At 68.5% G+C, this 23,157-nt stretch carries 19 protein-coding genes and 2 tRNA genes; 13 read left to right on the forward strand and 8 right to left on the reverse strand.

Annotation, left to right across the window (positions count from 1 at the left end):
• The first annotated feature begins 317 nt into the window (after positions 1-317).
• The 7 genes from gyrB to bsh all read left to right on the forward strand — a co-directional run bounded on the left by gyrB (position 318) and on the right by bsh (position 7,678).
• Positions 318-2,381, forward strand: coding sequence for a DNA topoisomerase (ATP-hydrolyzing) subunit B (gene gyrB / locus ACFSDF_RS01020; protein ID WP_279587718.1), 2,064 nt, complete (start codon positions 318-320; stop codon positions 2,379-2,381).
• 84 nt (positions 2,382-2,465) lie between these two features.
• Positions 2,466-5,033, forward strand: a complete 2,568-nt coding sequence (gene gyrA / locus ACFSDF_RS01025; RefSeq protein ID WP_167000748.1) for a DNA gyrase subunit A — start codon at positions 2,466-2,468, stop codon at positions 5,031-5,033.
• Positions 5,030-6,145 (forward strand): DUF3566 domain-containing protein, encoded by a 1,116-nt coding sequence (locus tag ACFSDF_RS01030; RefSeq protein ID WP_167000750.1) that lies wholly within the window; start codon positions 5,030-5,032, stop codon positions 6,143-6,145. Before gyrA ends, ACFSDF_RS01030 begins: the two co-directional genes overlap by 4 nt.
• An 88-nt stretch (positions 6,146-6,233) precedes the next feature.
• Positions 6,234-6,308: transfer RNA gene (locus ACFSDF_RS01035), tRNA-Ile, on the forward strand.
• Positions 6,309-6,333: 25 nt separating this feature from the next.
• Positions 6,334-6,453: a DLW-39 family protein gene (locus ACFSDF_RS01040; protein WP_243842835.1), complete on the forward strand. Its 120-nt coding sequence runs from the start codon at positions 6,334-6,336 to the stop codon at positions 6,451-6,453.
• A gap of 33 nt (positions 6,454-6,486) precedes the next feature.
• Positions 6,487-6,559, forward strand: a tRNA-Ala gene (locus ACFSDF_RS01045).
• 144 nt (positions 6,560-6,703) lie between these two features.
• Positions 6,704-7,678 (forward strand): choloylglycine hydrolase, encoded by a 975-nt coding sequence (gene bsh, locus ACFSDF_RS01050; protein WP_377155713.1) that lies wholly within the window; start codon positions 6,704-6,706, stop codon positions 7,676-7,678.
• A gap of 19 nt (positions 7,679-7,697) precedes the next feature.
• Here bsh and ACFSDF_RS01055 read toward each other — a convergent pair whose 3' ends face one another.
• The 4 genes from ACFSDF_RS01055 to ACFSDF_RS01070 all read right to left on the reverse strand — a co-directional run bounded on the left by ACFSDF_RS01055 (position 7,698) and on the right by ACFSDF_RS01070 (position 14,033).
• On the reverse strand, positions 7,698-8,471 hold the full coding sequence (locus ACFSDF_RS01055; RefSeq protein ID WP_377155715.1) for an SGNH/GDSL hydrolase family protein: 774 nt from the start codon (positions 8,469-8,471) through the stop codon (positions 7,698-7,700).
• A gap of 79 nt (positions 8,472-8,550) precedes the next feature.
• Positions 8,551-11,211, reverse strand: coding sequence for an ABC transporter ATP-binding protein/permease (locus ACFSDF_RS01060; protein WP_243842836.1), 2,661 nt, complete (start codon positions 11,209-11,211; stop codon positions 8,551-8,553).
• Positions 11,212-11,221: 10 nt separating this feature from the next.
• Positions 11,222-12,328 carry an ABC transporter permease gene (locus ACFSDF_RS01065; protein WP_167000754.1) on the reverse strand — a complete coding sequence of 369 codons (1,107 nt, stop codon included), beginning with the start codon at positions 12,326-12,328 and terminating at the stop codon, positions 11,222-11,224.
• 109 nt (positions 12,329-12,437) lie between these two features.
• Positions 12,438-14,033, reverse strand: a complete 1,596-nt coding sequence (locus ACFSDF_RS01070; protein WP_377155718.1) for an ABC transporter substrate-binding protein — start codon at positions 14,031-14,033, stop codon at positions 12,438-12,440.
• Between the two features lie 273 nt (positions 14,034-14,306).
• Here ACFSDF_RS01070 and glyA point away from each other — a divergent pair, with 273 nt between their 5' ends.
• Genes glyA through ACFSDF_RS01085 form a run of 3 tightly spaced genes read left to right on the forward strand, consistent with a single transcriptional unit; the run spans position 14,307 to position 16,869 of the window.
• Complete coding sequence (glyA, locus tag ACFSDF_RS01075; RefSeq protein ID WP_377155720.1) at positions 14,307-15,599, forward strand: serine hydroxymethyltransferase; 1,293 nt, start codon at positions 14,307-14,309, stop codon at positions 15,597-15,599.
• Positions 15,596-16,489, forward strand: a complete 894-nt coding sequence (locus tag ACFSDF_RS01080; RefSeq protein WP_377155722.1) for an SURF1 family protein — start codon at positions 15,596-15,598, stop codon at positions 16,487-16,489. The genes glyA and ACFSDF_RS01080 overlap by 4 nt, the downstream gene beginning before the upstream one ends.
• A 23-nt stretch (positions 16,490-16,512) precedes the next feature.
• Positions 16,513-16,869: a DUF3817 domain-containing protein gene (locus tag ACFSDF_RS01085; RefSeq protein WP_167000762.1), complete on the forward strand. Its 357-nt coding sequence runs from the start codon at positions 16,513-16,515 to the stop codon at positions 16,867-16,869.
• 6 nt (positions 16,870-16,875) lie between these two features.
• On the opposite strand, the gene ACFSDF_RS01090 is transcribed toward ACFSDF_RS01085, so the two are convergent.
• Together ACFSDF_RS01090 and ACFSDF_RS01095 are read right to left on the reverse strand one after the other, a co-directional pair.
• The gene (locus tag ACFSDF_RS01090) at positions 16,876-17,652 is read right to left on the reverse strand and encodes an enoyl-CoA hydratase/isomerase family protein (protein WP_377155723.1); all 777 of its coding nucleotides are present in this window, start codon (positions 17,650-17,652) and stop codon (positions 16,876-16,878) included.
• Between the two features lie 2 nt (positions 17,653-17,654).
• Positions 17,655-18,239, reverse strand: coding sequence for a hypothetical protein (locus ACFSDF_RS01095; protein ID WP_377155724.1), 585 nt, complete (start codon positions 18,237-18,239; stop codon positions 17,655-17,657).
• Positions 18,240-18,411: 172 nt separating this feature from the next.
• On the opposite strand from ACFSDF_RS01095, the gene ACFSDF_RS01100 reads away from it, so the two are divergent.
• Together ACFSDF_RS01100 and ACFSDF_RS01105 are read left to right on the forward strand one after the other, a co-directional pair.
• Positions 18,412-18,936 (forward strand): peptidylprolyl isomerase, encoded by a 525-nt coding sequence (locus ACFSDF_RS01100; protein ID WP_243842837.1) that lies wholly within the window; start codon positions 18,412-18,414, stop codon positions 18,934-18,936.
• A 138-nt stretch (positions 18,937-19,074) separates the two neighbouring features.
• Positions 19,075-19,854, forward strand: coding sequence for a rhomboid family intramembrane serine protease (locus tag ACFSDF_RS01105; RefSeq protein ID WP_208322212.1), 780 nt, complete (start codon positions 19,075-19,077; stop codon positions 19,852-19,854).
• Positions 19,855-19,857: 3 nt separating this feature from the next.
• On the opposite strand, the gene ACFSDF_RS01110 is transcribed toward ACFSDF_RS01105, so the two are convergent.
• Positions 19,858-20,601, reverse strand: coding sequence for a DUF881 domain-containing protein (locus ACFSDF_RS01110; protein WP_243842838.1), 744 nt, complete (start codon positions 20,599-20,601; stop codon positions 19,858-19,860).
• Positions 20,602-20,706: 105 nt separating this feature from the next.
• Between ACFSDF_RS01110 and ACFSDF_RS01115 the strand changes: the two genes are divergently transcribed.
• A complete protein-coding gene (locus tag ACFSDF_RS01115; RefSeq protein ID WP_167000773.1) occupies positions 20,707-21,003 on the forward strand; it encodes a cell division protein CrgA in 297 nt (98 codons plus the stop codon).
• Positions 21,004-21,307: 304 nt separating this feature from the next.
• Here the strand turns inward: ACFSDF_RS01115 and pknB are convergent, their stop codons facing one another.
• Positions 21,308-23,095, reverse strand: coding sequence for a Stk1 family PASTA domain-containing Ser/Thr kinase (gene pknB, locus ACFSDF_RS01120; RefSeq protein ID WP_377155727.1), 1,788 nt, complete (start codon positions 23,093-23,095; stop codon positions 21,308-21,310).
• Between the last annotated feature and the right edge of the window lie 62 nt (positions 23,096-23,157).

Below are 23,157 nucleotides of genomic sequence, written 5' to 3' on the forward strand. Positions count from 1 at the left end.
TCGCGCAACAGCGATCGACACCGTCTCGACCGTCCACGACACAGAAGCCCCGTACAGGCGTTCGAGTGGGGACGGGGCGCATACGGGGCATCGTCGGCGGGGTCCCGATCCGTCACAGAGGGCACCTGAGCCCTCTCAGAGGCTTCCGGGCTTCGTCGCGCCCTCACGGGAGGACGCTGTCGGCTCGTGTGGCGCGCTCTACCGGCTACACTGGACCAGTTGTGTCCCGGCTGTTCTCGCCGCCCCGGCGACCATGCAGGTCGGGACGCCTGCGAGTTCGCGACCTGAGTTCTCGAGACGATGGAGGCCATCCACCTGTGAGCGAGTCGATCCCCACCCCCGAGACCCGCCCGACAGACTCGGGGTCCTCGTACGACGCCGGAGACATCCAGGTTCTCGAAGGCCTCGATGCCGTCCGCAAGCGGCCCGGCATGTACATCGGGTCCACCGGTGAGCGCGGTCTGCACCACCTGGTCTACGAGGTCGTCGACAACTCGGTCGACGAGGCCCTCGCCGGCCAATGCGACACCATCGAGATCACCCTCCTGTCCGACGGCGGTATCAAGGTCGTCGACAACGGTCGAGGCATCCCGGTGAAGGACCACCCCATCGAGAAGATCCCGACCCTGACGCTGGTCCTGACCTCGCTGCACGCCGGCGGCAAGTTCGGTGGGAGCGGCTACAAGGTGTCCGGTGGCCTGCACGGCGTCGGTGTCTCGGTGGTCAACGCGCTCTCGACCAAGCTGTACGCGGAGGTTCGTCGCGAGGGTCACGTCTGGCGTCAGTCCTTCACGTACGGCGTGCCTGACGGCCCGCTCGAGCGCGGCGAGGCCACGGAGGAGACCGGCACGACGATCACCTTCTACGCCAGCGACGAGATCTTCGAGACCACGACGTACTCGTTCGAGACGCTCACGACCCGCTTCCGTGAGATGGCCTTCCTCAACAAGAGCCTCGAGATCGTGGTCCGCGACGAGCGCCCTGCGGCCGGCGAGGTCGCCGAGGCCCTCCAGAGCGCAGAGGCGGCGCACGACATCACCCCCGCCGACAGCGCGACCGGCGGCACGGACGAAGGCGCGATGGAGCGTCGCTTCAAGTACGAAGACGGCCTGATCGACTACATCCACCACATCAACACGGGCAACCGCAGCCCGCTCAACCGCGAGGTCATCGCGTTCGAGTCCGAAAACCCGGACGCCGGGCTGAGCCTCGAGCTCGCGATGCAGTGGAACGTCTCGTTCTCGGAGTCGGTCCACACCTTCGCCAACACGATCAACACCCACGAGGGCGGCACCCACGAGGAGGGCTTCCGTGCGGCGCTGACCTACACGGTCAACAAGTTCGCCGAGGACCAGGGCCTGATCAAGAAGAAGGAGGACCGCCTCTCGGGTGACGACATCCGCGAGGGGCTGGCCGCCATCATCTCGATCAAGCTCTCTGAGCCGCAGTTCGAGGGTCAGACCAAGACCAAGCTCGGCAACACTGAGGCCCGGTCGTACGTCCAGACGGTCACCAACGATCACCTCGGTGCATGGTTCGAGCAGAACCCGGCCGAGGGCAAGATCATCGTGCGCAAGAGCATCGACGCGGCGACCGCGCGGATGGCGGCCCGCAAGGCGCGCGATCTCGCCCGCAACCGCAAGAGCCTGCTGGGCGGCGCGGGCCTGCCGGGCAAGCTCGCCGACTGCTCCTCGCGCAACCCGGAGGAGTGCGAGCTGTTCGTGGTGGAGGGCAACTCCGCCGGCGGCTCGGCCAAGGGCGGGCGCGACCCGCGGATCCAGGCGATCCTCCCGCTGCGCGGCAAGATCCTCAACGTCGAGAAGGCGAGGATCGACAAGATCCTCCAGAACGCCGAGGTCCAGGCCATCATCTCCGCGCTCGGCACGGGCGTCACCGACGACTTCGACATCGACAAGCTGCGCTATCACAAGATCGTGCTGATGGCCGACGCCGACGTGGACGGCCAGCACATCTCGACACTGCTGCTCACGCTGCTGTTCCGCTTCATGAAGCCTCTGATCGACGGCGGGTACGTCTACCTGGCGCAGCCGCCGCTGTTCAAGATCAAGTGGTCCAACACTGCCCCCGAGCTGGCCTACTCCGACCGGGAGCGCGACGCGCTGCTCGCCGCCGGCAAGGAGGCGGGCAAACGCCTGCCCAAGGAAGCCCCGGTCCAGCGCTACAAGGGTCTGGGTGAGATGAACGACCACGAGCTCTGGGAGACCACGATGGATCCGGAGCAGCGGATCCTGCGCCAGGTCACGCTCGACGACGCCGCCAACGCCGACGAGGTCTTCACCGTGCTGATGGGTGAGGACGTCGAGCAGCGTCGCGCGTTCATCCAGCGCAACGCCAAGGACGTCCGGTTCCTTGATATCTGACGTGGCCTCGACATCTGACACGTGGCGCCACGCATCGTTTCACGTGAATCCACAGACTGACCCGTACGACGAAGGAAACCTTTCGTGACCGAGACACCCACGCCACCGGAGCGGATCGAGCGCGTCGAGCTGCAGACCGAGATGCAGCGGTCCTACATCGACTACGCGATGAGCGTCATCGTCGCGCGCGCCCTCCCGGACGTCCGGGACGGGCTCAAGCCGGTGCACCGCCGCGTGCTGTACGCGATGTACGACGGTGGCTACCGCCCCGACCGTGGCTTCAGCAAGTGCTCACGCATCGTCGGTGACGTCATGGGTCAGTACCACCCGCACGGCGACACCGCGATCTATGACACCCTCGTCCGCCTTGCCCAGCCGTGGGTGCTTCGCTACCCGATGGTCGCGGGCCAGGGCAACTTCGGTTCGCCGGGCAACGACGACGCAGCAGCGATGCGGTACACCGAGTGCCGGCTGGCGCCGATCGCGATGGAGATGGTGCGCGACATCGAAGAGGAGACCGTCGACTTCACGCCCAACTACGACGGTCGCTCGCTCGAGCCGACGGTCCTGCCCGCGCGGATCCCCAACCTGCTGGTCAACGGCTCGGCCGGCATCGCGGTCGGCATGGCGACGAACATCCCCCCGCACAACCTCCGTGAGGTCGCCGACGGGGCCATCTGGGCTCTCGAGCACCCCGACGCCTCGCGTGAGGAGCTCCTGGACGCGCTGATGGAGCGCATCAAGGGCCCTGACTTCCCCAGCAAGGCCCTCATCGTCGGAACCAAGGGCATCGAGGACGTCTATCGGACCGGCCGCGGGTCGGTCCCGATGCGCGCGGTCGTCGACATCGAGGAGGACGCCAAGGGCAAGATCTCCCTCGTCGTCAAGGAGCTCCCCTACCAGGTCAACCCCGACAACCTGCTCCAGAAGATCGCCGACCTGGTCAACACGGGTCGTGTCCAGGGCATCTCGGACGTTCGTGACGAGTCGAGCTCCCGCGTCGGTCGGCGCCTGGTGGTCGAGCTCAAGCGCGATGCGATCGCGCGGGTCGTCCTCAACAACCTCTACAAGCACACCGAGCTGCAGACCAACTTCTCGGCGAACATGCTCGCGCTCGTCGACTCGGTGCCGCGCACGCTCACGCTCGACCAGTTCATCTCGAACTGGGTCGAGCACCAGGTCGAGGTCCTCAGGCGCCGCACCGAGTACCGCCTCCGCAAGGCCGAAGAGCGGGCCCACATCTTGCGCGGCCTGGTCAAGGCGCTCGACATGCTCGACGAGGTCATCGCCCTCATCCGCCGTAGCCAGACGGTCGAGGACGCCCGCGACGGCCTGACCGGTCTGCTCGAGATCGACGAGATCCAGGCACGGGCGATCCTCGAAATGCAGCTGCGGCGCCTGGCAGCCCTCGAGCGCCAGAAGATCATCGACGAGCTCGCCGAGATCGAGGCCGAGATCGCCGACTACAAGGACATCCTCGCCAACATCACGCGCCAACGCTCCATCGTGGCCGAGGAGCTCACCGCGATCGTCGAGAAGTACGGCGACGACCGTCGTACGCGCATCATCCCCGCCGACGGCGACCTGTCGATGGAGGACCTGATTCCCGACGAGGACGTGGTCGTCACGATCACCCGCGGTGGGTACGTCAAGCGCACCAAGACCGACCTCTACCGAGTCCAGCGCCGTGGCGGCAAGGGCGTACGAGGGGCGACGCTGCGCGGCGACGACGTGGTCGACCACCTGTTCTCCACGACGACGCACCAGTGGATCCTCTTCTTCACGACCGCGGGCAGGGTCTACCGCGAGAAGGCGTACAACCTTCCCGAGGCGGGGCGTGATGCCAAGGGCGGTCACGTCGCGGGTCTGCTGCAGTTCCAGCCCGACGAGCAGATCGCGCAGGTGCTGGCGATCCGCGACTACGAGCAGTCGCCCTACCTCGTGCTGGCCACCAAGAACGGCCTGGTCAAGAAGACGCGCCTCGCGGACTACAACAGCCCGCGTCAGGCCGGCGTCATCGCGATCAACTTCCGTGACCCCGACGACGAGCTGGTCGGAGCGGAGCTCGTCGGCCCCGACGACGACTTGGTGCTGTTCTCACGCCGTGCGCAGTCGATCCGGTTCACCGCCGACGACGAGACCCTTCGGCCGATGGGCCGCGCCACCTCAGGTGTCACCGGCATGAAGTTCCGTGACTCTGACGAGCTCCTCTCGATGGCGGTGATCCGCAGCGATGCCGACGAGGACGACCAGTACGTCTTCACTGCCACCAACGGCGGCTATGCCAAGAAGACCGCGGTCGCGCAGTACCGCGTCCAGGGTCGCGGGGGTCTCGGCATCAAGGCGATGAAGCTTCAGGACGAGCGCGGGGCGCTGGTCGGTGCCCTCGTCGTGGACGATGATGACGAGATCATCGCGATCAAGGCCAGTGGTCAGGTCACCCGGTCGCGTGTGGCTGACGTCACTCAGACCGGACGTGACACCATGGGCGTGAAGTTCGTCGGTGTGAAGGGGGACGACGAAGTGGTTGCCCTTGCGCGGAATGAGGAGAACTCTTCACTGTTGGATACAGTCGACGAGTCCGACGCCGAGGAGATGGTTGAGGCAATGGAGCCAGAGACCACGACCCCCGACGCCCAGGAGGAAGAATGACGGACCGCAAGCCGAACCCCGCGGCTCCGCAGCGGCCGAGGCAGAGTGAGCCCGACACGAGCGCCGTCAACGGCGGCCCGCGGCGACCTGCCCAGCCGACTCCGGGGAGCCTGAACGGGGGGCAGTCGAGCGCGAAGCCGTCCGAGGCCACCCCGCCCGCGTCGCCTGGCGCCCAGCCGAGGCCGAACGGGCAGAAGCCGTCGCAGCCGCCGCAGCAACCGCAGCAACCACAGGGCGCCTCGCAGCGTCCGGCACCCTCGCCCCCGGCGCGTCCGGGCACGCCGGTGACGCGTGACCGGCAGGCCTCCAACGGTCAGCCTGCTCAGCCGTCTCGACCGACGGCGCCCGCCGCGTCACCGACGCCGCCGTCTGCGCCGGCCGCAGGGGCTGCGCAGCAGCAGAAGCAGTCGGCGCCCGCCAAGGACGCCCCGGCAGTCAAGCCTGCGTCCCCGGCGTCCACCGCACCGGCCACGGCAAAGCCCGCCCAGGATGCGTCGGCAAAGCCTGTGTCGCCTGCTGCGAAGCCGGCGCCGGCATCGACCGGCTCGTCGACCGCCAAGCCCCCGGTGCCGACAGCCGGCTCGATCGCAGAGGCTGAGGCCCGCGCGACCGAGACCAAGCGCCAGCCGACGGTCTCCAAGCCGACGGTCGCTCCGGTCGACACGGAGGCGCGCCCCCGCAAGCGCCGTCCGAAGCCGTACGAGGACTCCCCCAAGGACGAGTCCAAGAATGCCTCGACTGCACCGTCGCGCAAGGCGCGCTTGCGCGTCTACCGGGTCGACCCGTGGTCGGTCATGAAGATGTCATTCGCACTCGCGATCGCCGTCGGCATCGTCACGGTCGTGGCAGTCGTCCTGGTGTGGGCAGTGCTCGGCGCCGCCGGTGTGTGGGACGCGATCAACCAGAGCGTCGCCACCGTCCTCAACGACAACGCCGACGCTTTCGACATCAGCGAGTACGTCGGGTTCGGACGGATCATCGGCCTCACCATCGTGATCGCCGCGATCGACGTCATCCTGATCACCGCACTCGCGACCGTTGGAGCGTTCCTCTACAACCTCGCCGCGCAGCTGCTCGGCGGGCTCGAGGTCACGCTGGCCGAGGACGACTGAGCCTGCACAGCCTGGCGGCCTACCCCGGTTTGGGTACGCCGCCAGGCACCAGGTAAAGTCTCCGTCGGCTCACCGGTTCGGTGAGAACGGGCCTATAGCTCAGCTTGGTTAGAGCGCTTCCCTGATAAGGAAGAGGTCACAGGTTCAAGTCCTGTTAGGCCCACGTACCCCACCCAGAGGAGAATCTGATGAAGAAGCTCGTGATCGCCGCCATCGCCGCAGCAGGTCTCTTCGCGGTGGTCAACAAGAAGAAGAAGGCCGGCCGCAACGGTCAGCAGCTCTGGGCCGAGTCGACCGACAAGGTCTGACCCACTGCCGGGCGCGCCGCGCCCGCAGTTTGCGGGGCTGTGGCGCAATTGGTAGCGCACCTGCTTTGCAAGCAGGGGGTTAGGGGTTCGAGTCCCCTCAGCTCCACCGCATAATCTCTCGTTGGATCGACGACAGGCCGGACCCTCCAGGGTCCGGCCTGCGTACTTTTGCCGACCGCCGAGTTGCCGGTCGTCACACCCCCGCTCATGCTGGAAGGCACCGACCGAGCTCGCTGGCCACGGTCAGCGGGTGCCAAGGACAGGGGCCATCGACGTGTGCACCGGCATCAGATTCAACGACGAGAGCGGCAACCTCTATCTCGCCCGGAACCTCGACTGGACGAGCGGCTACGGGGAGCGAGTGGTCGTGACACCCAAGGGGTACGACCTGAAGTCGCCGTTCGGGGCGGTGTCGAACATCCTGCATGCGACCATCGGGATGGGCATCGTCGAGGAGGGCACGCCGCTCTACTTCGACTGCGGCAACGATGCGGGCCTGGCCGTGGCGGGACTGAACTTCCCGGGATATGCGGCCTACGCACCGGAGCCTGTCGAGGGCGCGACCAACGTCGCTGCGTACGAGTTCCCGCTCTGGGTGGCCTCGCAGTTCGCGACCGTCGACGAGGCCGCCGCAGCGCTCGAGAATGTCGTCATCGTCGACAAGCCGATCAACGAGAAGTATCCGAGCTCGATGCTGCACTGGTTCATCGGCGACGCGGATCGCGCCATCGTGGTGGAGCACACGAGCGACGGCATGCACGTCTTCGATGACGACGTCGACGTCCTGACCAACCAGCCCGGGTTCGCCTGGCACCACGAGAACCTGCGCAACTACCTCAACGCTTCGCCCGAGTTCCCCAAGGAGCTCGTGCTCGGCAGAGCCCACCTCACCCCGTTCGGCTCGGGGTCGCACATGCGAGGGATCCCCGGCGACTACTACTCACCCTCCAGGTTCGTGCGTGCGGTGTACGTCAACGAGCACTACCCGGACAAGGCTAGCGAGGAGGAGAACGTCAGCCGCGCGTTCCACACCCTGCAGCAGGTCGCGATGGTGGACGGCGGCGCCGTGATGGGCAGCTCGGGCGGGTTCGAGAAGACGATCTACACGGGGCTCTTCTCGTCGAGGACAGGGACCTACTACTGGAACACCTACGACGACCCGGCGATCCGCAGCGTCAGGATGGCGGACCACTCACCTGACGGGACGGACCTCACCCTCGTCTAGCGCGACGGGGCGCGTCGTCTCAGGCGACGATCGGCAGGAGGTCCGGCCGCTTGGCGGCGCGGCCGTCCCCGGACGACCGGCCCGTGAGGCGACGCCCGAGCCACGGACCGAGGTGCGTGCCGTACCAGGCCGCCTCGATCTCGGCCCGCTCCCTCAGTCCACGTCGGAGCGGTGGGGGCAGCGGCGCCCGCCACGAGTTGTCGGTGTCCGGCAGCCCAGCTGTCGCGGCCATCGCGCGGGCGAGGAGCGCATGGCCGTGGGGGTTGAGGTGGAGGCGGTCGTCGGCCCAGACACGGGGGTCGCCGGCGGAGGGGACGGTCGCGATGTCGAGCACGTGTGCGCCGTGGCGCGCGGCGACCGTACGAAACCCCCTGTTGAGGTCCGTGATCCGCCCGCGGACGAGACGGCCGACGGGCGAGACCGCGGCCAGGTCCGGAAAGGTCATCAGGAGGACGTCCGCTCCCTGCCGTCGCAGCGCACCCACCATCGCCTCGATGTGGCCGATGATCGCGTCGGCGCTGAACCGCGGGCGGATGAGGTCATTCATGGCGACCACGAGACTCACAAGATCCGGGTCGAGCGCGAGGGCGGGCGCGAGTTGCTCGGCATGAACCTCGTGCGTGACCTTGCCCCGTACGGCGAGGTTGGCGTAGGACGCTCCCGGGACCGCCTGCGCGAGGAGCGTGGCGAAGCGGTCCGCCCAGCCCTGCGGACTGCCGTCGGCGTACGGGGTGTCGCCGATCCCCTCTGTCGTGCTGTCACCGAGGGCCACGAAGCGCTGGTAGGTCACCATCGCCCCAGGATACCGCGGGACCTAGTCAACAAAGTGAGTACGCGCGCCGGCCCGGTGGTGCACCGGGCCGGCGCGTCCGTCACTCGACGTCGCTGAGCAGACCTCCGCGCGCTTCGCGACGGCGCCGCTGCTCTGCGGGGTCCGGCACCGGGACGGCAGCGATCAGCTGGCGCGTGTACTCCTCGCGCGGCGAGTGGAGCACGTCCTGCCTCGTCCCCTCCTCGACGATCCGCCCGTTCCGCATGACCGCGACCCGGTTCGCCAGTGCATCGACGACAGCCAGATCGTGGCTGATGAACAGGCACGCGAACTGGAGCTCGCGCTGCAGCTCGGAGAACAGCTCCAGCACCTTCGCCTGGACGGAGACGTCGAGCGCCGACGTCGGCTCGTCCGCGATCAGCAGGTCGGGATCGAGCGCGAGCGCCCGAGCGAGGCTGACGCGCTGACGCTGACCGCCCGACAGCTCGTGCGGGTAGCGAGCAGCGTACGACGCGGGGAGCTGCACGCGGTCGAGGAGCGTCTCGACCTTGGCCCGCTGGTCGGCCGCGGAGAGGTCGCTCTGCACCTTCAGCGGCTCGGCCACGCACTCGCTGATCGTCAGGTGCGGGTTCAGCGAGGCGGCCGGGTCCTGGAACACGAAGCCGAAGCGGCCCCGGTGCGGGCGCAGGCGGCGGTCGGACAGCGTCGTGATGTTCTCGTCGCCGATGAGCACGGAGCCGGCGGTCACCTTCTGGAGGCCGACAGCGACCCGCCCGAGCGTGGACTTGCCGCTCCCCGACTCACCGACCAGGCCGAGAACCTCGCCGCGCCGCACCGTCAGGTTCACGTCGTCGACCGCGCGGAACGACGGCTGGCCGAGCCGCCCGGCGAACTCGACGGTCACGTCTTGCAGCGTCAGCACCGCCGGCGCCGACTCGGGCACGGGCGGTGCGCCCGCGCCTTGGCCGAGGTGTGGGACAGCTTCGAGCAGCTTGCGGGTGTAGGGGTGGCGAGGCGCGCCGAACAGCCGGTCTACCGGAGCCTGCTCGACGATCTCGCCGCGATACATCACGACCGCACGGTCGGCGACGTCGGCGACCACACCCATGTTGTGGGTGATGAGCACGATCGCGGTGCCGAGACGGTCACGCAGGTCGAGCAGCAGCTCGATGATGGACGCCTGCACGGTCACGTCGAGCGCCGTCGTCGGCTCGTCGGCGATGATGACCTCCGGCTCGAGGGCGATCGCCATCGCGATCATCACCCGCTGCTTCTGACCGCCGGAGAGCTGGTGCGGGTAGTAGTCCACGCGACGCTCGGGGTCAGGGAGCCCAACGAGGGTGAGCAGCTCGACCGCCCGCGCCCGCGCCTCCTTCTTGGACACGTCGCGGTGCGTGCGGATCATCTCCACGATCTGCCAGCCGACCGTGTAGACCGGGTCCAGCGCCGTACCTGGCTCCTGGAAGATCATCGAGACCTGGTCGCCACGGACGGCGCGGAGCTTGCGCTCGGACATCCCGATCAGCTCGCGGGAGTCGCTCGCCCCGGTCCGCAGCAGCACCGAGCCCGACACGCCGGCAGTGGCCGGGAGCAGACCCATGACGGCACGCGACGTCACCGACTTGCCGGAGCCGGACTCGCCGACGACCGCGACCACCTCTCCAGGAGCGATGTCGAAACTGACGCCCTTCACCGCGTGCACGGGTGCGGCCCCGGTGCGGAACGAGACCGCGAGATCGGTGAGGCTGAGCGTCGCGACGCGGCGTACGTCCTCGTCCACCGCCGCCGCCTCTTCGGCAACCTCCTCGTCGAGGCCGGCCTGGGCGACGGCCTCGGCGTACTCGGCGCTGATCTCCTCCTCGTCCGAGGTAGTCGTGTCGCCTCCGCGGGCCTTGAGCAGTGGGTTGAGCACGTCGTTGAGGCTCTCGCCGACCAGCGTCACGCCCACCACCATCAGGACGATCGCCATCCCGGGGAACACTCCCGTCCACCAGATGCCGTTGGTGGCGTCGGACATCGCCTTGTTGAGGTCGTAGCCCCACTCGGCGGCCGACGACGGCTCGATGCCGAAGCCGAGGAAGCCGAGGGCCGCCAGGCAGAGGATCGCCTCGGACGCGTTGAGCGTCGCGATGACCGGGACCGACCCGCGGACGTTGGCGAGGATGTGACGGAACAGGATGCGGGGGGTCCGGGTGCCGACGACACGCGCGGCGTCGACGTACGGCTCCACCTTCACCGCGAGCGTGGCGTTGCGGACCACGCGGAAGTACTGCGGGATGAAGATGACGGTGAGCGCGATCGCCGCTGCGAGGACGCCTCCCACCACCCCGGACGACCCGCCGCCGACCACGATCGCGACCACGATCGCCAGCAGCAGCGAGGGGAACGCGTACAGCGCGTCCATCACCAGGACGAGCGCGCGGTCGAGCGGACCCGAGAGGAAGCCGGAGAGCAGACCGAGCGGCACACCGATCACCAGCGAGAACGTCACCGCGAGCACGATCACCGCGACCGCGGTGCGCGCGCCGTAGATCACCCGGGACAGGACGTCCTGGCCGCCCACGGTGGTGCCCCACCAGTGCTCGGCCGACGGCGGCTGCTGGGTGCCGAACGGGACGCCGTCGACGCGGGTCTCGTTGAACCCGTACGGCGCCAGCCAGGGCGCAAAGACGGCGAGGATCAGGAAGATCGTGACGAGGATCAGGCCGGCGATCAGCATGCCGCGCTGGAGGCCACGGGTGGACTTGAGCAGAGAAAACATCGGTGACTCCTCAGAACCGCACGCGGGGGTCGACGTAGGCGACGATGACGTCGATCAGCAGGCTCGAGACCGCCACGACGACGGCGATGAGCGTGACGATGCCTTGGACGGCGATGAAGTCGCGCTTCGTCAGATACTCGGCCAGCGTGTAGCCGAGCCCCTGCCACTCGAATGTCGTCTCGGTGAGCACCGCTCCGCCGAGCAGCAGCGCCACCTGCAGACCCATCACGGTGACGACTGGGACGAGTGCGTTGCGGTACGCGTGCTTGCGGACCACGCGCCGCTCGGGGATGCCGCGGGCGCGCGTCGCGGTGACGTGGTCGGTGCGCAGCGTGTCGATGAGGTTGACCCGGACCAGCCTCAGGAAGACGCCTGCGGTGAGCAGGCCCAAGGCGATTGCCGGCAGGATCGTGTGCTTGAGCACGTCCCACACGTACGCGGGATCGCCCCACAGGATCGCGTCGATGATCATGATGTGCGTCTGCGGGTTGACGTCCTGCAGAGCGAGCTCCACCGACGTGCTCGCGCGGCCTGCGACAGGGAGACCCAGCGGCACGAACGCGAGCTTGAGAAGCAGGCCGACGAAGAAGACCGGAGCCGCGTACACGAGGATCGAGAAGATCCGCAGGACGGCGTCGGGCCAGGTGTCGCGGCGCCGAGCCGCGAGGCGTCCAAGGGGTACGCCGATCGCGAACGCCACGAGCAGCGCCCAGAAGGCGAGCTCGAGGGTCGCGGCACCGTTGACGATGAAGACGTCGGAGATGGAACGCCCGTCGGTCATCGCGGTGCCGAAGTCCCCGCGCAGGATCCCGGCGAGGTAGTCCCAGTACTGCTGGATGAGCGGGGCGTCGAGGCCGGCGGCGGCCTTGCGCTCGGCGATCTGCTCGGGGGTGAGCCGCCCGCCCTGTGCCGCACTGATCGGGTCGCCGATCACGCGCATCAGGAAGAAGACGAACGTGACGAGGATCCAGATCATCGGGATCACCAGCGCTACCCGGACGAGGAGGTAGCGGGTCAGTGGGCTCAGTCCCCCGGAGCGGCGCCGGGCGTCGGACGCCTCGGGCTGCTCGGGCTGCTCGGGCTGCTCGGGCCCGGTCAAGAGCTCGGTGGTCGCCATCGGCTCAACTTTCCACGAGAGGTGTTTTCGGGGGTGCAGACGAACAGGGGCGAGCCCCGGCCAACGGCCGGGACCCGCCCCTCAGGTGGTGCTCAAACCTTGCTTGCCGTCACTTCGACAGCGAGGTCAGGCGGAACTTGAACGCCGCGTCGAGCGTGTTCTCCACGCCCTTCACGTCATCGGTCGCGACGGCGACCTGGGCGCCCGTGAGCAGCGGCAGCGTCGAGATCTGCTCGGCAGCCAGCTGCTGGACCTGGCCGAGGAGGTCCTCACGCTTGGCCTTGTCGGGCTCAGTGCGCTCCGCGGCAAGAAGGGCGGTCATCTTCGGGTCCTCGTAGTGGTTCCCGATGAAGTTCTCCTTGTCATAGAACGGCGTCACGTAGTTGTCCGCGTCCGGGAAGTCCGGGAACCAGCCGAGCTGGTAGACGGGGTACGAGTCGTTGACGCGCTCCTCGTTGTACGTCGTCCACTCCGCCGACTGGAGGTCGACCTTGAAGAGGCCGGTGTCCTCGAGCTGGCGCTTGACCTCGTTGTACTCCTGGTCGGAGCTGCCGCCGTAGTGGTCCGGGTTGTACTGGAGGTTGATCGTCACCGGCGCCTTGACCCCGGCGTCGGTGAGGAACTTCTGGGCTGCTGCCTTGTCGGGCTTGTCGCCGTACATCTCCTTGAACGGCTCGGTCGCGCCCGGCAGACCCTCGGGGATCGGCGAGTACGCCGGCACGTAGGTGCCCTTGTAGACCTGCTCGGAGATCGCGTCGCGGTCGAGCGACGAGGCGACGGCCTTGCGGATCGCCAGCTTCTGCGCGTCGTCGGCGCCCGGCATCGTCTTGAGGTTGAAGACGATGTAGCGGAGCTCGCCGCCGGCACCCTTGTGGACGGTGACGCCGTCAGCGCCCTCGAGGCTCTCGATGTCGGTCGGTGTCAGCGAGCGCCACGCGACGTCGATGTTCTTCTTCTCGATGTCGAGCTTGAGGTTGTTGCTGTCGGCGTACGTCTTCAGGGTGACCGTGTCGATCTTGGGGTCGTTGTAGGCCCCGTCGTAGTCGTCGTGCGCCTTGAACTCGGCGAGCTGACCCTTCTCGTACTTCCCGATCGTGTAAGGACCAGAGAAGCCCTGGGCCTCGACGGCCTCCTCATCGCTGAGCGCCTTGTCGGCCGGGTAGGTGGCCTCGTCGACGATCGGGCCTGCCGAGGTCACGAGGACCTGCGGGAAGGTCTGGTCGTTCGGCGTCTTGAGGGTGAAGACGACCGTCTTGTCGTCCTTGGCCTCGACCGTGGCCATGTTGACGAGGAGCGACGCGGGGCCGTTCGGGTCCTCGATGTCGACGATGCGCTGGAACGAGTGCGCGACCGACTTGGCGGTGAGCGGGTTGCCGTTCGCGAACGTCAGCCCGTCCTTGATCGTGCAGGTGTAGGTCGTCGGAGTGTCGAACTCGCACTTCTCCGCCGCATCGGGCTGGGGCTGGGTCTCGCCCTCAGGGAAGTTCAGCAAGTACTGGTAGACCTGCGTCTGCACCATCAGCGAGCCGTTGTCGTACGAGGCTGCCGGGTCGATCGACACGACCTTGTCGGTCGTGCCGACGACGATGCTGTCGCCGCCCGAGCTCGAGTCCTCGTCGCCGTTGTTGCCTGCGCCGCATGCCGAGGCACCCAGGGCAAGAGCCGTGGCACCCGCGAGAGCGGCTGTTGCTCTCAGCTTCTTCACGTCGTTCTCCTCGTTTCGGAGCGGCCGTGCCGGAGAATCTCCGTCCCGCGCGGCCTCGTCAGGAAGGTTGTCCGCATGGCGGACAGCCGCTGGGCACGCTACTCCAGGTGCTGGGCCGCACCTAGGCGGGCCGCGCAACCTTCACGCGACTGTTACCAACTCTCAGGGAGCCCGGCCCGGACCACGCACAGGATCCACCGCTGGCCGCGCCGGTTAGGCTGGGGCGGGGCGACCAACGCCCCCCGCCCGTCGCCGCGCCCAGGAGTCCGCTCGATGACCACGAACCAGCCCTCCCCGCTGAACCAGACTCTCGCCGAGTTCGACCCCGAGGTCGCCGCCGCGATCGACGCCGAGCTCGGGCGCCAGCGCGACACCCTCGAGATGATCGCCTCGGAGAACTTCGCACCCCTGGCCGCGCTGCAGGCCCAGGGCAGCGTCATGACCAACAAGTACGCCGAGGGCTACCCGGGCAAGCGCTACTACGGCGGCTGCGAGTTCGTCGACATCACCGAGAACCTCGCGATCGACCGCCTCAAGGCGCTCTTCGACGCCTCGTACGTCAACGTCCAGCCGCACTCGGGCGCTCAGGCGAACGCGGCCGCGATGCACGCGCTGATCAAGCCCGGCGACACGATCCTCGGCCTCGACCTGGCGCACGGCGGCCACCTGACGCACGGCATGCGCCTCAACTTCTCCGGCAAGCTCTACAACGTCGTCGCCTACCACGTCGACGAGACCTCCCACCGCGTCGACATGGACGAGGTGCGCCGCCTCGCCCAGGAGCACCGCCCGCAGCTGATCATCGCCGGCTGGTCCGCGTACCCGCGCCAGCTCGACTTCGCCGAGTTCCGCGCGATCGCCGACGAGGTCGGCGCCAAGCTCATGGTCGACATGGCGCACTTCGCCGGCCTCGTGGCGACCGGCCTTCACCCGAGCCCCGTCCCCCACGCTCACGTCGTCACGTCGACGACCCACAAGACGCTCGGCGGTCCGCGCGGTGGCGTGATCCTCACCAACGACGAGGAGGTCGGCAAGAAGATCCGCTCCGCCGTCTTCCCCGGTCAGCAGGGTGGTCCGCTGGAGCACGTGATCGCCGCCAAGGCGGTCGCCTTCAAGATGGCTGCGCAGCCGGAGTTCAAGGAGCGTCAGGAGCGCACGATCAAGGGCGCCCAGATCGTCGCCGAGCGACTCAGCGCCGACGACATGCGTGAGGCCGGGGTCAGCGTGCTGACCGGCGGGACCGACGTGCACCTCGTGCTGGTCGACCTGCGCGACTCGACGCTCGACGGCCAGCAGGCCGAGGACCGCCTCCACGAGGTCGGCATCACGGTCAACCGCAACGCGGTGCCGTTCGACCCGCGCCCGCCGATGGTGACGTCCGGCGTCCGTCTCGGCACCCCGGCCCTCGCGACGCGCGGGTTCGGAGCCGACGAGTTCCGCGAGGTCGCCGACATCCTCGCCGAGGCGCTCAAGCCCGAGGTCGCTGACGTCGAGTCGCTGCGCAAGCGCGTCGCGGTGCTCACCGATCGCTTCCCGCTCTATCCGTCGTTGGCTCCGTTGGCGTGACTGGGTCACCGTCCGGCCGTTCCGGCTCCGCTCGCCCGCCAGTCGGGTGGCTGTCGTCACGCCTGTGGGGCCTGCACGTCCTGCTCGTGGTGGCCGTCGCGTTCACCACGTTCATGGGATTGTGGCAGCTCGGCGCGTACGAAGAACGGCGCGACGATGCGCAGGCGAACCTCACGAAGACCGTCGCGGTGCCGCTCCAGGACGTGCTCGGTCCGGACGATCCGTACACGTCGACGGCGGACTACCAGCCGGTGACCGTCACCGGGACGTACGGCCCCACCGACGAGCAGGTGTGGATCGAGGGGCGCGAGCACGAGGGCCGCGAGGGCTACTGGCTCGTCGCCCCGATCGTCGTCGACGGTGTGGAGCCGGCCGTCGCCGATCGTCAGCCCGCGCTGCTGGTCGTACGCGGATGGTCGGCCGAGGCAGGAGAGCTCCCGCCGACGCCGCAGGGCGAGGTCTCGCTCGAGGCGGTCCTCCAGGTGGGCGACGCGCGCGGCTCGGCGTTCGACGTGCAGACCCGGACGCTCGACAGCATCCGCATCCCCCGCCTGGTCAACGAGATGCCGTACGACCTGTACGGCGGCTACGGCATCGTGACCGCCCACGATCCCGCCGACGCGGCCGCGCTGACGCCGGCGACGGTTCCCGAGCCGACGAGCGACTCCACCGCCGGGACGCGCAACCTCTTCTATGCGATCGAGTGGTGGATCTTCGGGGCGTTCGCGTTGCTCATGTGGTGGCGGATGTGCCAGGACATCCGGCGCGAGGGCACGGTCACGATCTCGCACGTCCCCGCGGCCAAGCGGGCCGCGCAGGAGGCGGCGCGTGCACGAGCCCGCGCACGCGAGGCCGAGCCGGTCGAAGAGAAGTCGCCGTCGGGGCGTTGAACCCCGGCGGTACTCTCGAAGGCGTGCCCAAGACACTTGCCGCGTACCGCGTCCTTGCACTCGTCGTCAGCTTCTTCGTGATCGCCGTCGTCGGCGGCTGGATCATCAAGATGGTCACCTCCGGGGGCACGACCCTGCACGACATCGGCGAGTTCACGGCGTCGATCTCGCCGATCCACGGGGTCTTCTACATGGTGCTGCTCGTGATCACGGCGATCCTGTCCCGGCAGGCCGGCTGGAGCGTCGGCTTCACGGTCGCGACGATGGTGCTGGCGACGATCCCGTTCGTGTCGTTCTGGGCCGAGCGCCGCGCCACCCTGCACACCCGCGCGCTCTGGGCCACGTACGAGGCCGAGGCCGAAGCCACCGCCGCGCAGTAGCGTCCGTCAGCGGCCGGCGTACGTGGCCCGGCCCGGCCCGTCCTCGAGGAACGAGCGGATCGCCGTCCGCATGTCCGCGGTGTCGTACAGCGCGGACGCGATCGTGGTGATCTCGGCGTCCGCCGCGGCGACACCTCCCCGCTCGACCGCGCGCAGGACGTCCTTGGTGGCCGCGTGGGCGCGCGTCGGTCCGGAGGCGAGCGAGTCGACGAGCGTCGCCACCGACGCGTCGAGCTCGTCGACGGGGTGCACCCGGTTGACGACACCCCACCGCTCGAGGGTCGCGGCGTCGTACAGGTCGCCCGTCATCACGAACTCCTTGGCGCGGCCGATGCCGGCGCGCGACGCGAAGCGCTGCGTGCCGCCCATGGTCGGTGTCAGGCCGACGACCTTCTCGACGAGCCCGAACTTCGCCCGGTCGGAGGCCACAATGAGGTCGCACGCGAGCGCGACCTCGAGCGCCCACGTCAAGCACAGCGCGTGCGCAGCGAAAACCACCGGGTAGTCGAGCGCGGCGATGCGTAGCGGCAGCTCGAGCATCCGGTCGAACAGGACCTTGCCCTCAGCGGCGGAGGTCTGCGCGTCAAAGAGCGAGACGTCGACCCCTCCGGAGACGACCTTGCCTTCGGCACGGATCAGCAGCGCACGCGGCGGGTCTGCGGCCAGGCTGTCGAGCGCCTCCTCGAACGCCTCGTGGAGCGCGAGCGAGTAGAGGTTCACCGGCGGCGCCGCGAAGGTGAGGATCGCGGCGCCGCTCGGCTCGTACGTCAGAGTGACAGTCACCCTCAGATCTTGTCGGACCCGGGCTCCTGGCCGGTGCGAGGGTCGGCGTCGCCGTCGACGATCACATCCTCGTCCTGACCCTCCGGCGGCTGCGGGGCCGACGGGGAGGCAGGCACCGTGGCGCCGGTCGGGCGTACGGGCTCCGGCGGCGGAGGCGGCGGCGTATAGCTGCCACCCGACGGAGGCGCCGTCAGCTTCTTGACCGCGAACGCGATCGCCCCGCTGATCGCGGCGAGCACGACAAACTTCCGCAGGCGGTGCTTCTTCTTCTTCGGCTCGTCGTCATCGGCGCCGGCGTGCTCCTCTGCCTTCGCCGCCGCAGCGGTGGCAGCGACAGCAGCGAGGGCGGCAGCGCGCTTCTTGGCCTTCTTGGCCTTGCGGCGCGACAGCTCCCTGGCCTCGGCAGCACGCTCCTGTGCGTCAGCGAGGACGGGTGCCGCAGCTTCCCGGGCTTCTTCGAGGCGAGGTCCGACCGTGCTCGCCACCGAGGTTGCCGCTTCGGAGATGGACTGGGATGCGCTCTCCCAGAACTCCCCGGCCTTCTCCGCGAACTCCTCGCTCTTGGACTTCTTCTTGCGCAGCAACATGGTTGGCCTTTCCCATGGACAGCGTTCTCTTTGTCAACACCGTACCGACGTCGTGGTCACCGTGCCGGTGCCCGCAACTGCGGCTGTCTAACCTGAGGCGTCCCCCACTGCGCGTCCGGCTGTGGTGCCGCGTGGGAAGATGGAAACCAGAGTTCCCGAGCGAGAGGCAACCGTGGCAGACCAGTCGACCGTCACCCTCAAGACGAACCGTGGCGACATCACCATCCGGCTCTTCCCGAACCACGCTCCGAAGACCGTGGACAACTTCGTCGGGCTCGCCAAGGGCACGAAGACGTGGAAGGACCCCGAGACGGGGGCCGAGCGCAACGATCCCCTGTACGACGGGACGATCTTCCACCGCGTCATCGACCAGTTCATGATCCAGGGCGGCGACCCCAAGGGCAACGGCACCGGCGGCCCGGGTTACGAGTTCGAGGACGAGTTCCACCCCGAGCTCCAGTTCGACCGTCCCTACCTGCTCGCGATGGCGAACGCGGGTGCCAACACCAACGGCTCGCAGTTCTTCATCACGACGGTGGCCACCCCGCACCTCAACCGCCGCCACACGATCTTCGGCGAGGTCGCCGACGACGCGAGCAAGGCGGTCGTGGACGCGATCGGCTCGACGCCGACCGGCCGGCTCGACCGACCCGCCGAGCCCGTCGTCATCGAGTCGGTCGTCTTCGACGAGGCCTGACCTCCACCGTCGATGACCCACTCCCCGCACGACGCCGGGGCGGCACCCCAGCCGGTGCCGCCCCGCTGCTACCTCCACCCGGACCGCGAGACCTACATCTCGTGCCAGCGGTGCGGTCGACCGATCTGTCCTGACTGCATGGGCGAGGCCTCGGTCGGCTTCCAGTGCCCGAACTGCCTGCGCGAAGGTCAGGCAGGGGTGCGTCAGGCCCGTACGGCAGGCGGCGGGCTGGTTCCGGGCCGTCCGGGTGTCGTGACGCTGAGCCTGATCGGCCTCAACGTCGTCGCATTCCTGCTGATGATGGCCACCGGCGGCTTGTGGCAGTCCCCGCTCTGGGAGTGGGGGGTGATGCTCGGCGACTCCGCTGCTTTCCCACTCGATGACGGCTCGGTCGCGCTGATGGACGGTGTCGCCGACGGCGCCTACTGGCGGATGCTCTCGTCAGCCTTCCTGCACGCAAGCATCCTGCACATCGCGTTCAACATGTACGCGCTCTACCTGTTCGGTCCGGTGCTGGAGCGCTACCTCGGGACGGCGCGGTTCCTTCTGGCCTATCTCACGTCGGCCGTCGCCGCATCGGTCTTCGTCTACTGGCTCTCGACACCGCACCAGACGACGCTCGGGGCATCGGGCGCGATCTTCGCCCTGTTTGGGATGGCGCTCGTCGTCATGTACAAGCAGGGGCAGGACGTACGCGGCCTCCTCGCGCTGGTCGCGATCAACGCGGCGATCACCTTCATCGTCCCCAACATCAGCTGGCAGGGGCACCTCGGCGGCTTCGTCACGGGCCTGGTGCTGGGAGCGGTCTTCGCGTACGCCCCGCGGGCGCGGCGCAACCTCGTCCAGTGCGCAGCGTTCGGCGCGATCTGGGCCGCGATCATCGGGGCGACAGTGGCGCGGACGCTCCAGCTGAGCTGACCGTCACTCGACCACCTGGGCGTGCTGGAGGTCGACCGTCCCCGAGTAGGCGGGGGCGACGACCTCGTCCTTCGGTGTGATCGTCATGCCAAGCTGGTAGCGGTCGGCGTAGTCCTGGTAGGTCTGGACCGCGCCGGAGCGCGAGAGCCCGCCGTACAGGTCGTCGATCGGGCCGACGCCCTCGATGACGTACGGCGGTGAGTACGGGACGCCGTTCAGGATGACGGTGTTGCCGACGCACTTGATGCCCGTGGTCGAGATGAGCCGCTGGCCCTGGAGCGTGACGGCCGTCGCGCCGCCCTCCCAGAGGGCGTTGACGAATGCCTGGATGTCCTGCTGGTGCACCACGAGCAGGTTGGGGTCGAGCCCCGGCTCGTCGACCTCGCGGGGCGCGTCCTCGAGCGCAATGCGGAGCCCCGGCCCGCTCACCTCGGTGAAGCCGGCCGGCCCGCGCAGTGCGCGGGTCTCCTTGCGGGCCTTGGAGACCTCGGCATTGTCGACCTCGTCGGTGAGCGAGGCGATCTGCGCGCTGAGGTCGTCGACGACCTGCTGCTGCGAGGCGACGTTCTCGCGCCGCTGCTCGACGAGAGTGGGCAGATCGGTCTTCTCCTGGCGCAGGTCGTCGCCCTCGGAGCTGATCGCACTGGTCACGAAGAGGACGCCGGCGAGGGCCGTCGTCACGGGCACAGCGACGCGCCACGACAGGGGTGCCCGCGGCGCAGCGGGCTCCTTGTCTGGGACGGTCACGACGCTCTCCTTCACTCCGCCGAGGTGCGCCGACTACGCTAGCCGACAGAACCAACTGCCCATGCCGCCCCGACCCCGGGGTGCCTGTCTCTCTGAGGTGTCCTCGTGTCCGAAGCCGAGTCCAACAAGTCCGCTGCACGGTCGGGCAATCCTGCCAAGCGCGAGGCCGCTGCGGAGGCCGCCACGCCGGACCGCCGTACCCCGGTCAAGCCCAAGAAGATCGGCAACCGCTGGGCGGCGCCGGCGATGATCGCGTGCGCCGTGATCGGCCTGGTCTGGATCGTCGCCTTCTACACCGCCGGTAACGAGATCCCTGTCATGAAGGATCTCTCGAGCTGGAACCTCGTGATCGGGATGGGCTTCATCGTGGCCGCTTTCGGCTTCGCGATGAAGTGGGAGTGACGCTGCCTCGACACCGTTAACTACAGCGGTGTAGTTCTCCACAGTGGGGATAACCCCTGTGGAGAGGCAAACCCCGGGTTCTTCGGAATCCGGGGTTTTTTGCGTCCTCACGGGCGGCGCAAACAGGGAGGTATAGGAAGAAAAGCGTCGTCCACAGCGCGGGGAAAACTGTGTTCACAGCCCCTGACCTGGGTGATCCACAGAGGTTTCCCCAGCTTCATCCACAGACGTGTGGGGCGGAGGGCATACGCAAGAGGCCCCGAGTCCGGAAGGACTCGGGGCCTCTTGGGCGGACGGGAGAGGGCTAGCCGCCGTCACCGTCGGGGAACATCGGATCGGTCGGTTCGGTCGGCGGGATGTTCGGATCCGTCGTCTGGGGACCGCGCGAGACTGTCAGGACGATCTGCGTGCCCGGGTCCGCCTGGCCCGAGCCGGGGATCTGCTCGATGACCGTGCCGGCCGGCTGGTCGGAGTCGGTCTCGAAGACGCGGACCTCGAACCCGGCGTCGCGGAGGAGCTGCTCAGCCTCTTCGCGCGTCTTGCCGACGACGTTCGGGATCTCGGTCTTGCCCTTCGAGACGGTCAGCGTGACCGACGTGCCGGGGTCGACCTTGGCGCCCGGGACGGGATCGGTCTTGAGGACCTCGTTCTTGGGAGAGTCGCTCTCCTGCTGGACGACGTCCGACTTCAGCCCGACGGCCTCGAGCTCGGCGCGGGCCTCCTTGAGGCGCTTGCCGACGAGGTACGGGACCTCGACCCGCTCAGGTCCGGCACTGACGATGATCTCGACGTCGCTGCCCTTCTCGACCTCGTCCTCGGCGGCCGGGTTGGTCGCGATCACCTCGCCCTTGTCGATGTCAGAGCTGGGCTGGGTGCTGACGGTCGTCTTGAAGCCGTACGTCTCGCCGGTGAGCTCGCGCTCGGCGGCCTCCTGGGTCTTGCCGGTGACGTCGGGCACCGTGACCATGTCGACAGGCGGCTCGTTCTCGCCCATCAGCTTGGGGATGCCCCACGCTGCCAGGCCGATGACGAGCAGGGCCGCGATGGCCGAGACGACCCAGATCCAGCGCTTGCTCTTGCCCTCGTCCTCGTCCGAGGCCGGGGGGAGGTTGGCAGGGGCCAGTGCCTCGGTGGCCGGAGCCGCCGGGACCGGGGCGTACTGCGCGGTCGGAGCGGCCGAGGCGGCGGTCGGCTGGCCGGCGAGGACACGCTCGATGTCGGCACGCATCGCGGCCGCGCTCTGGTAGCGCTCGTCGGTGCGCTTGGCGAGCGCCGTCGCGACGACGCGGTCGACGGCCGGGCTGACCTCGGGGTTGAACGTCGACGGCGGCGGTGCCACCTCGCGGACGTGCTGATAGGCCACCGAGACGGGGCTGTCGCCCTGGAACGGCGGGCGGCCGGTCAGCAGCTCGTAAAGGAGGCAACCGGTCGAGTAGATGTCGCTGCGCGCGTCCACGGTCTCGCCGCGCGCCTGCTCGGGCGAGAGATATTGCGCGGTGCCGACGACGGCGGCGGTCTGCGTCATCGCCGACGAGGTGTCGGCGATGGCGCGGGCGATGCCGAAGTCCATCACCTTGACCTGGCCCGACGGCGTGAGCATCACGTTGGCGGGCTTGATGTCACGGTGGATGATGCCGGCACGGTGGCTGTAGTCGAGCGCCGCCAGGATGTCTGCGGTGATCTCGAGGGTGCGCTCGGGGAGGATCTTGCGCCCCTCGCGCTCCATCTCGCGAAGGAGGTCGCGCAGCGTCCGACCCTCGACGTACTCCATGACGATGAACGGCACGGTGTGGCCGTCGGGGCCGGTGGCCTCACCGGTGTCGTAGACGGCGACGATCGAGGGGTGGTTGAGGGCGGCTGCGGACTGCGCCTCGCGCCGGAAGCGCGCGAGGAAGGTCGGGTCGCTGGCCAGGTCGATGCGCAGGCGCTTGATCGCCACGGTGCGGCCGAGCCGCAGGTCGCGTCCGATCCGGACCTCGGCCATACCGCCACTGCCCAGCAGACCGCCGATCTCGTAGCGGTCGCCGAGGCGGCCGTACGCACCCGGAGGCCCTGCGTAGCCCTGACCCGGGCCGGTGGGCGTTTCGGTCATCGTCTCCTGCTTCCTTCATGGCAACTGCTCAAAAATAGCGGCTCGGCGGTGAAGTCCCGAGC

Source organism: Mumia zhuanghuii (assembly GCF_042681565.1).
GTDB lineage: Bacteria > Actinomycetota > Actinomycetes > Propionibacteriales > Nocardioidaceae > Mumia.

What these genes read in the sequence shown, in the direction of transcription:
- ACFSDF_RS01030 (WP_167000750.1), top strand. Translation starts at nt 5,030, where the DNA reads ATGACGGACCGCAAGCCGAACCCCGCGGCTCCGCAGCGGCCGAGGCAG.
- ACFSDF_RS01040 (WP_243842835.1), top strand. Translation starts at nt 6,334, where the DNA reads ATGAAGAAGCTCGTGATCGCCGCCATCGCCGCAGCAGGTCTCTTCGCG.
- ACFSDF_RS01055 (WP_377155715.1), bottom strand. Translation starts at nt 8,471, where the DNA reads ATGGTGACCTACCAGCGCTTCGTGGCCCTCGGTGACAGCACGACAGAG.
- ACFSDF_RS01060 (WP_243842836.1), bottom strand. Translation starts at nt 11,211, where the DNA reads ATGTTTTCTCTGCTCAAGTCCACCCGTGGCCTCCAGCGCGGCATGCTG.
- ACFSDF_RS01065 (WP_167000754.1), bottom strand. Translation starts at nt 12,328, where the DNA reads ATGGCGACCACCGAGCTCTTGACCGGGCCCGAGCAGCCCGAGCAGCCC.
- glyA (WP_377155720.1), top strand. Translation starts at nt 14,307, where the DNA reads ATGACCACGAACCAGCCCTCCCCGCTGAACCAGACTCTCGCCGAGTTC.
- ACFSDF_RS01095 (WP_377155724.1), bottom strand. Translation starts at nt 18,239, where the DNA reads ATGTTGCTGCGCAAGAAGAAGTCCAAGAGCGAGGAGTTCGCGGAGAAG.
- ACFSDF_RS01105 (WP_208322212.1), top strand. Translation starts at nt 19,075, where the DNA reads ATGGGCGAGGCCTCGGTCGGCTTCCAGTGCCCGAACTGCCTGCGCGAA.
- pknB (WP_377155727.1), bottom strand. Translation starts at nt 23,095, where the DNA reads ATGACCGAAACGCCCACCGGCCCGGGTCAGGGCTACGCAGGGCCTCCG.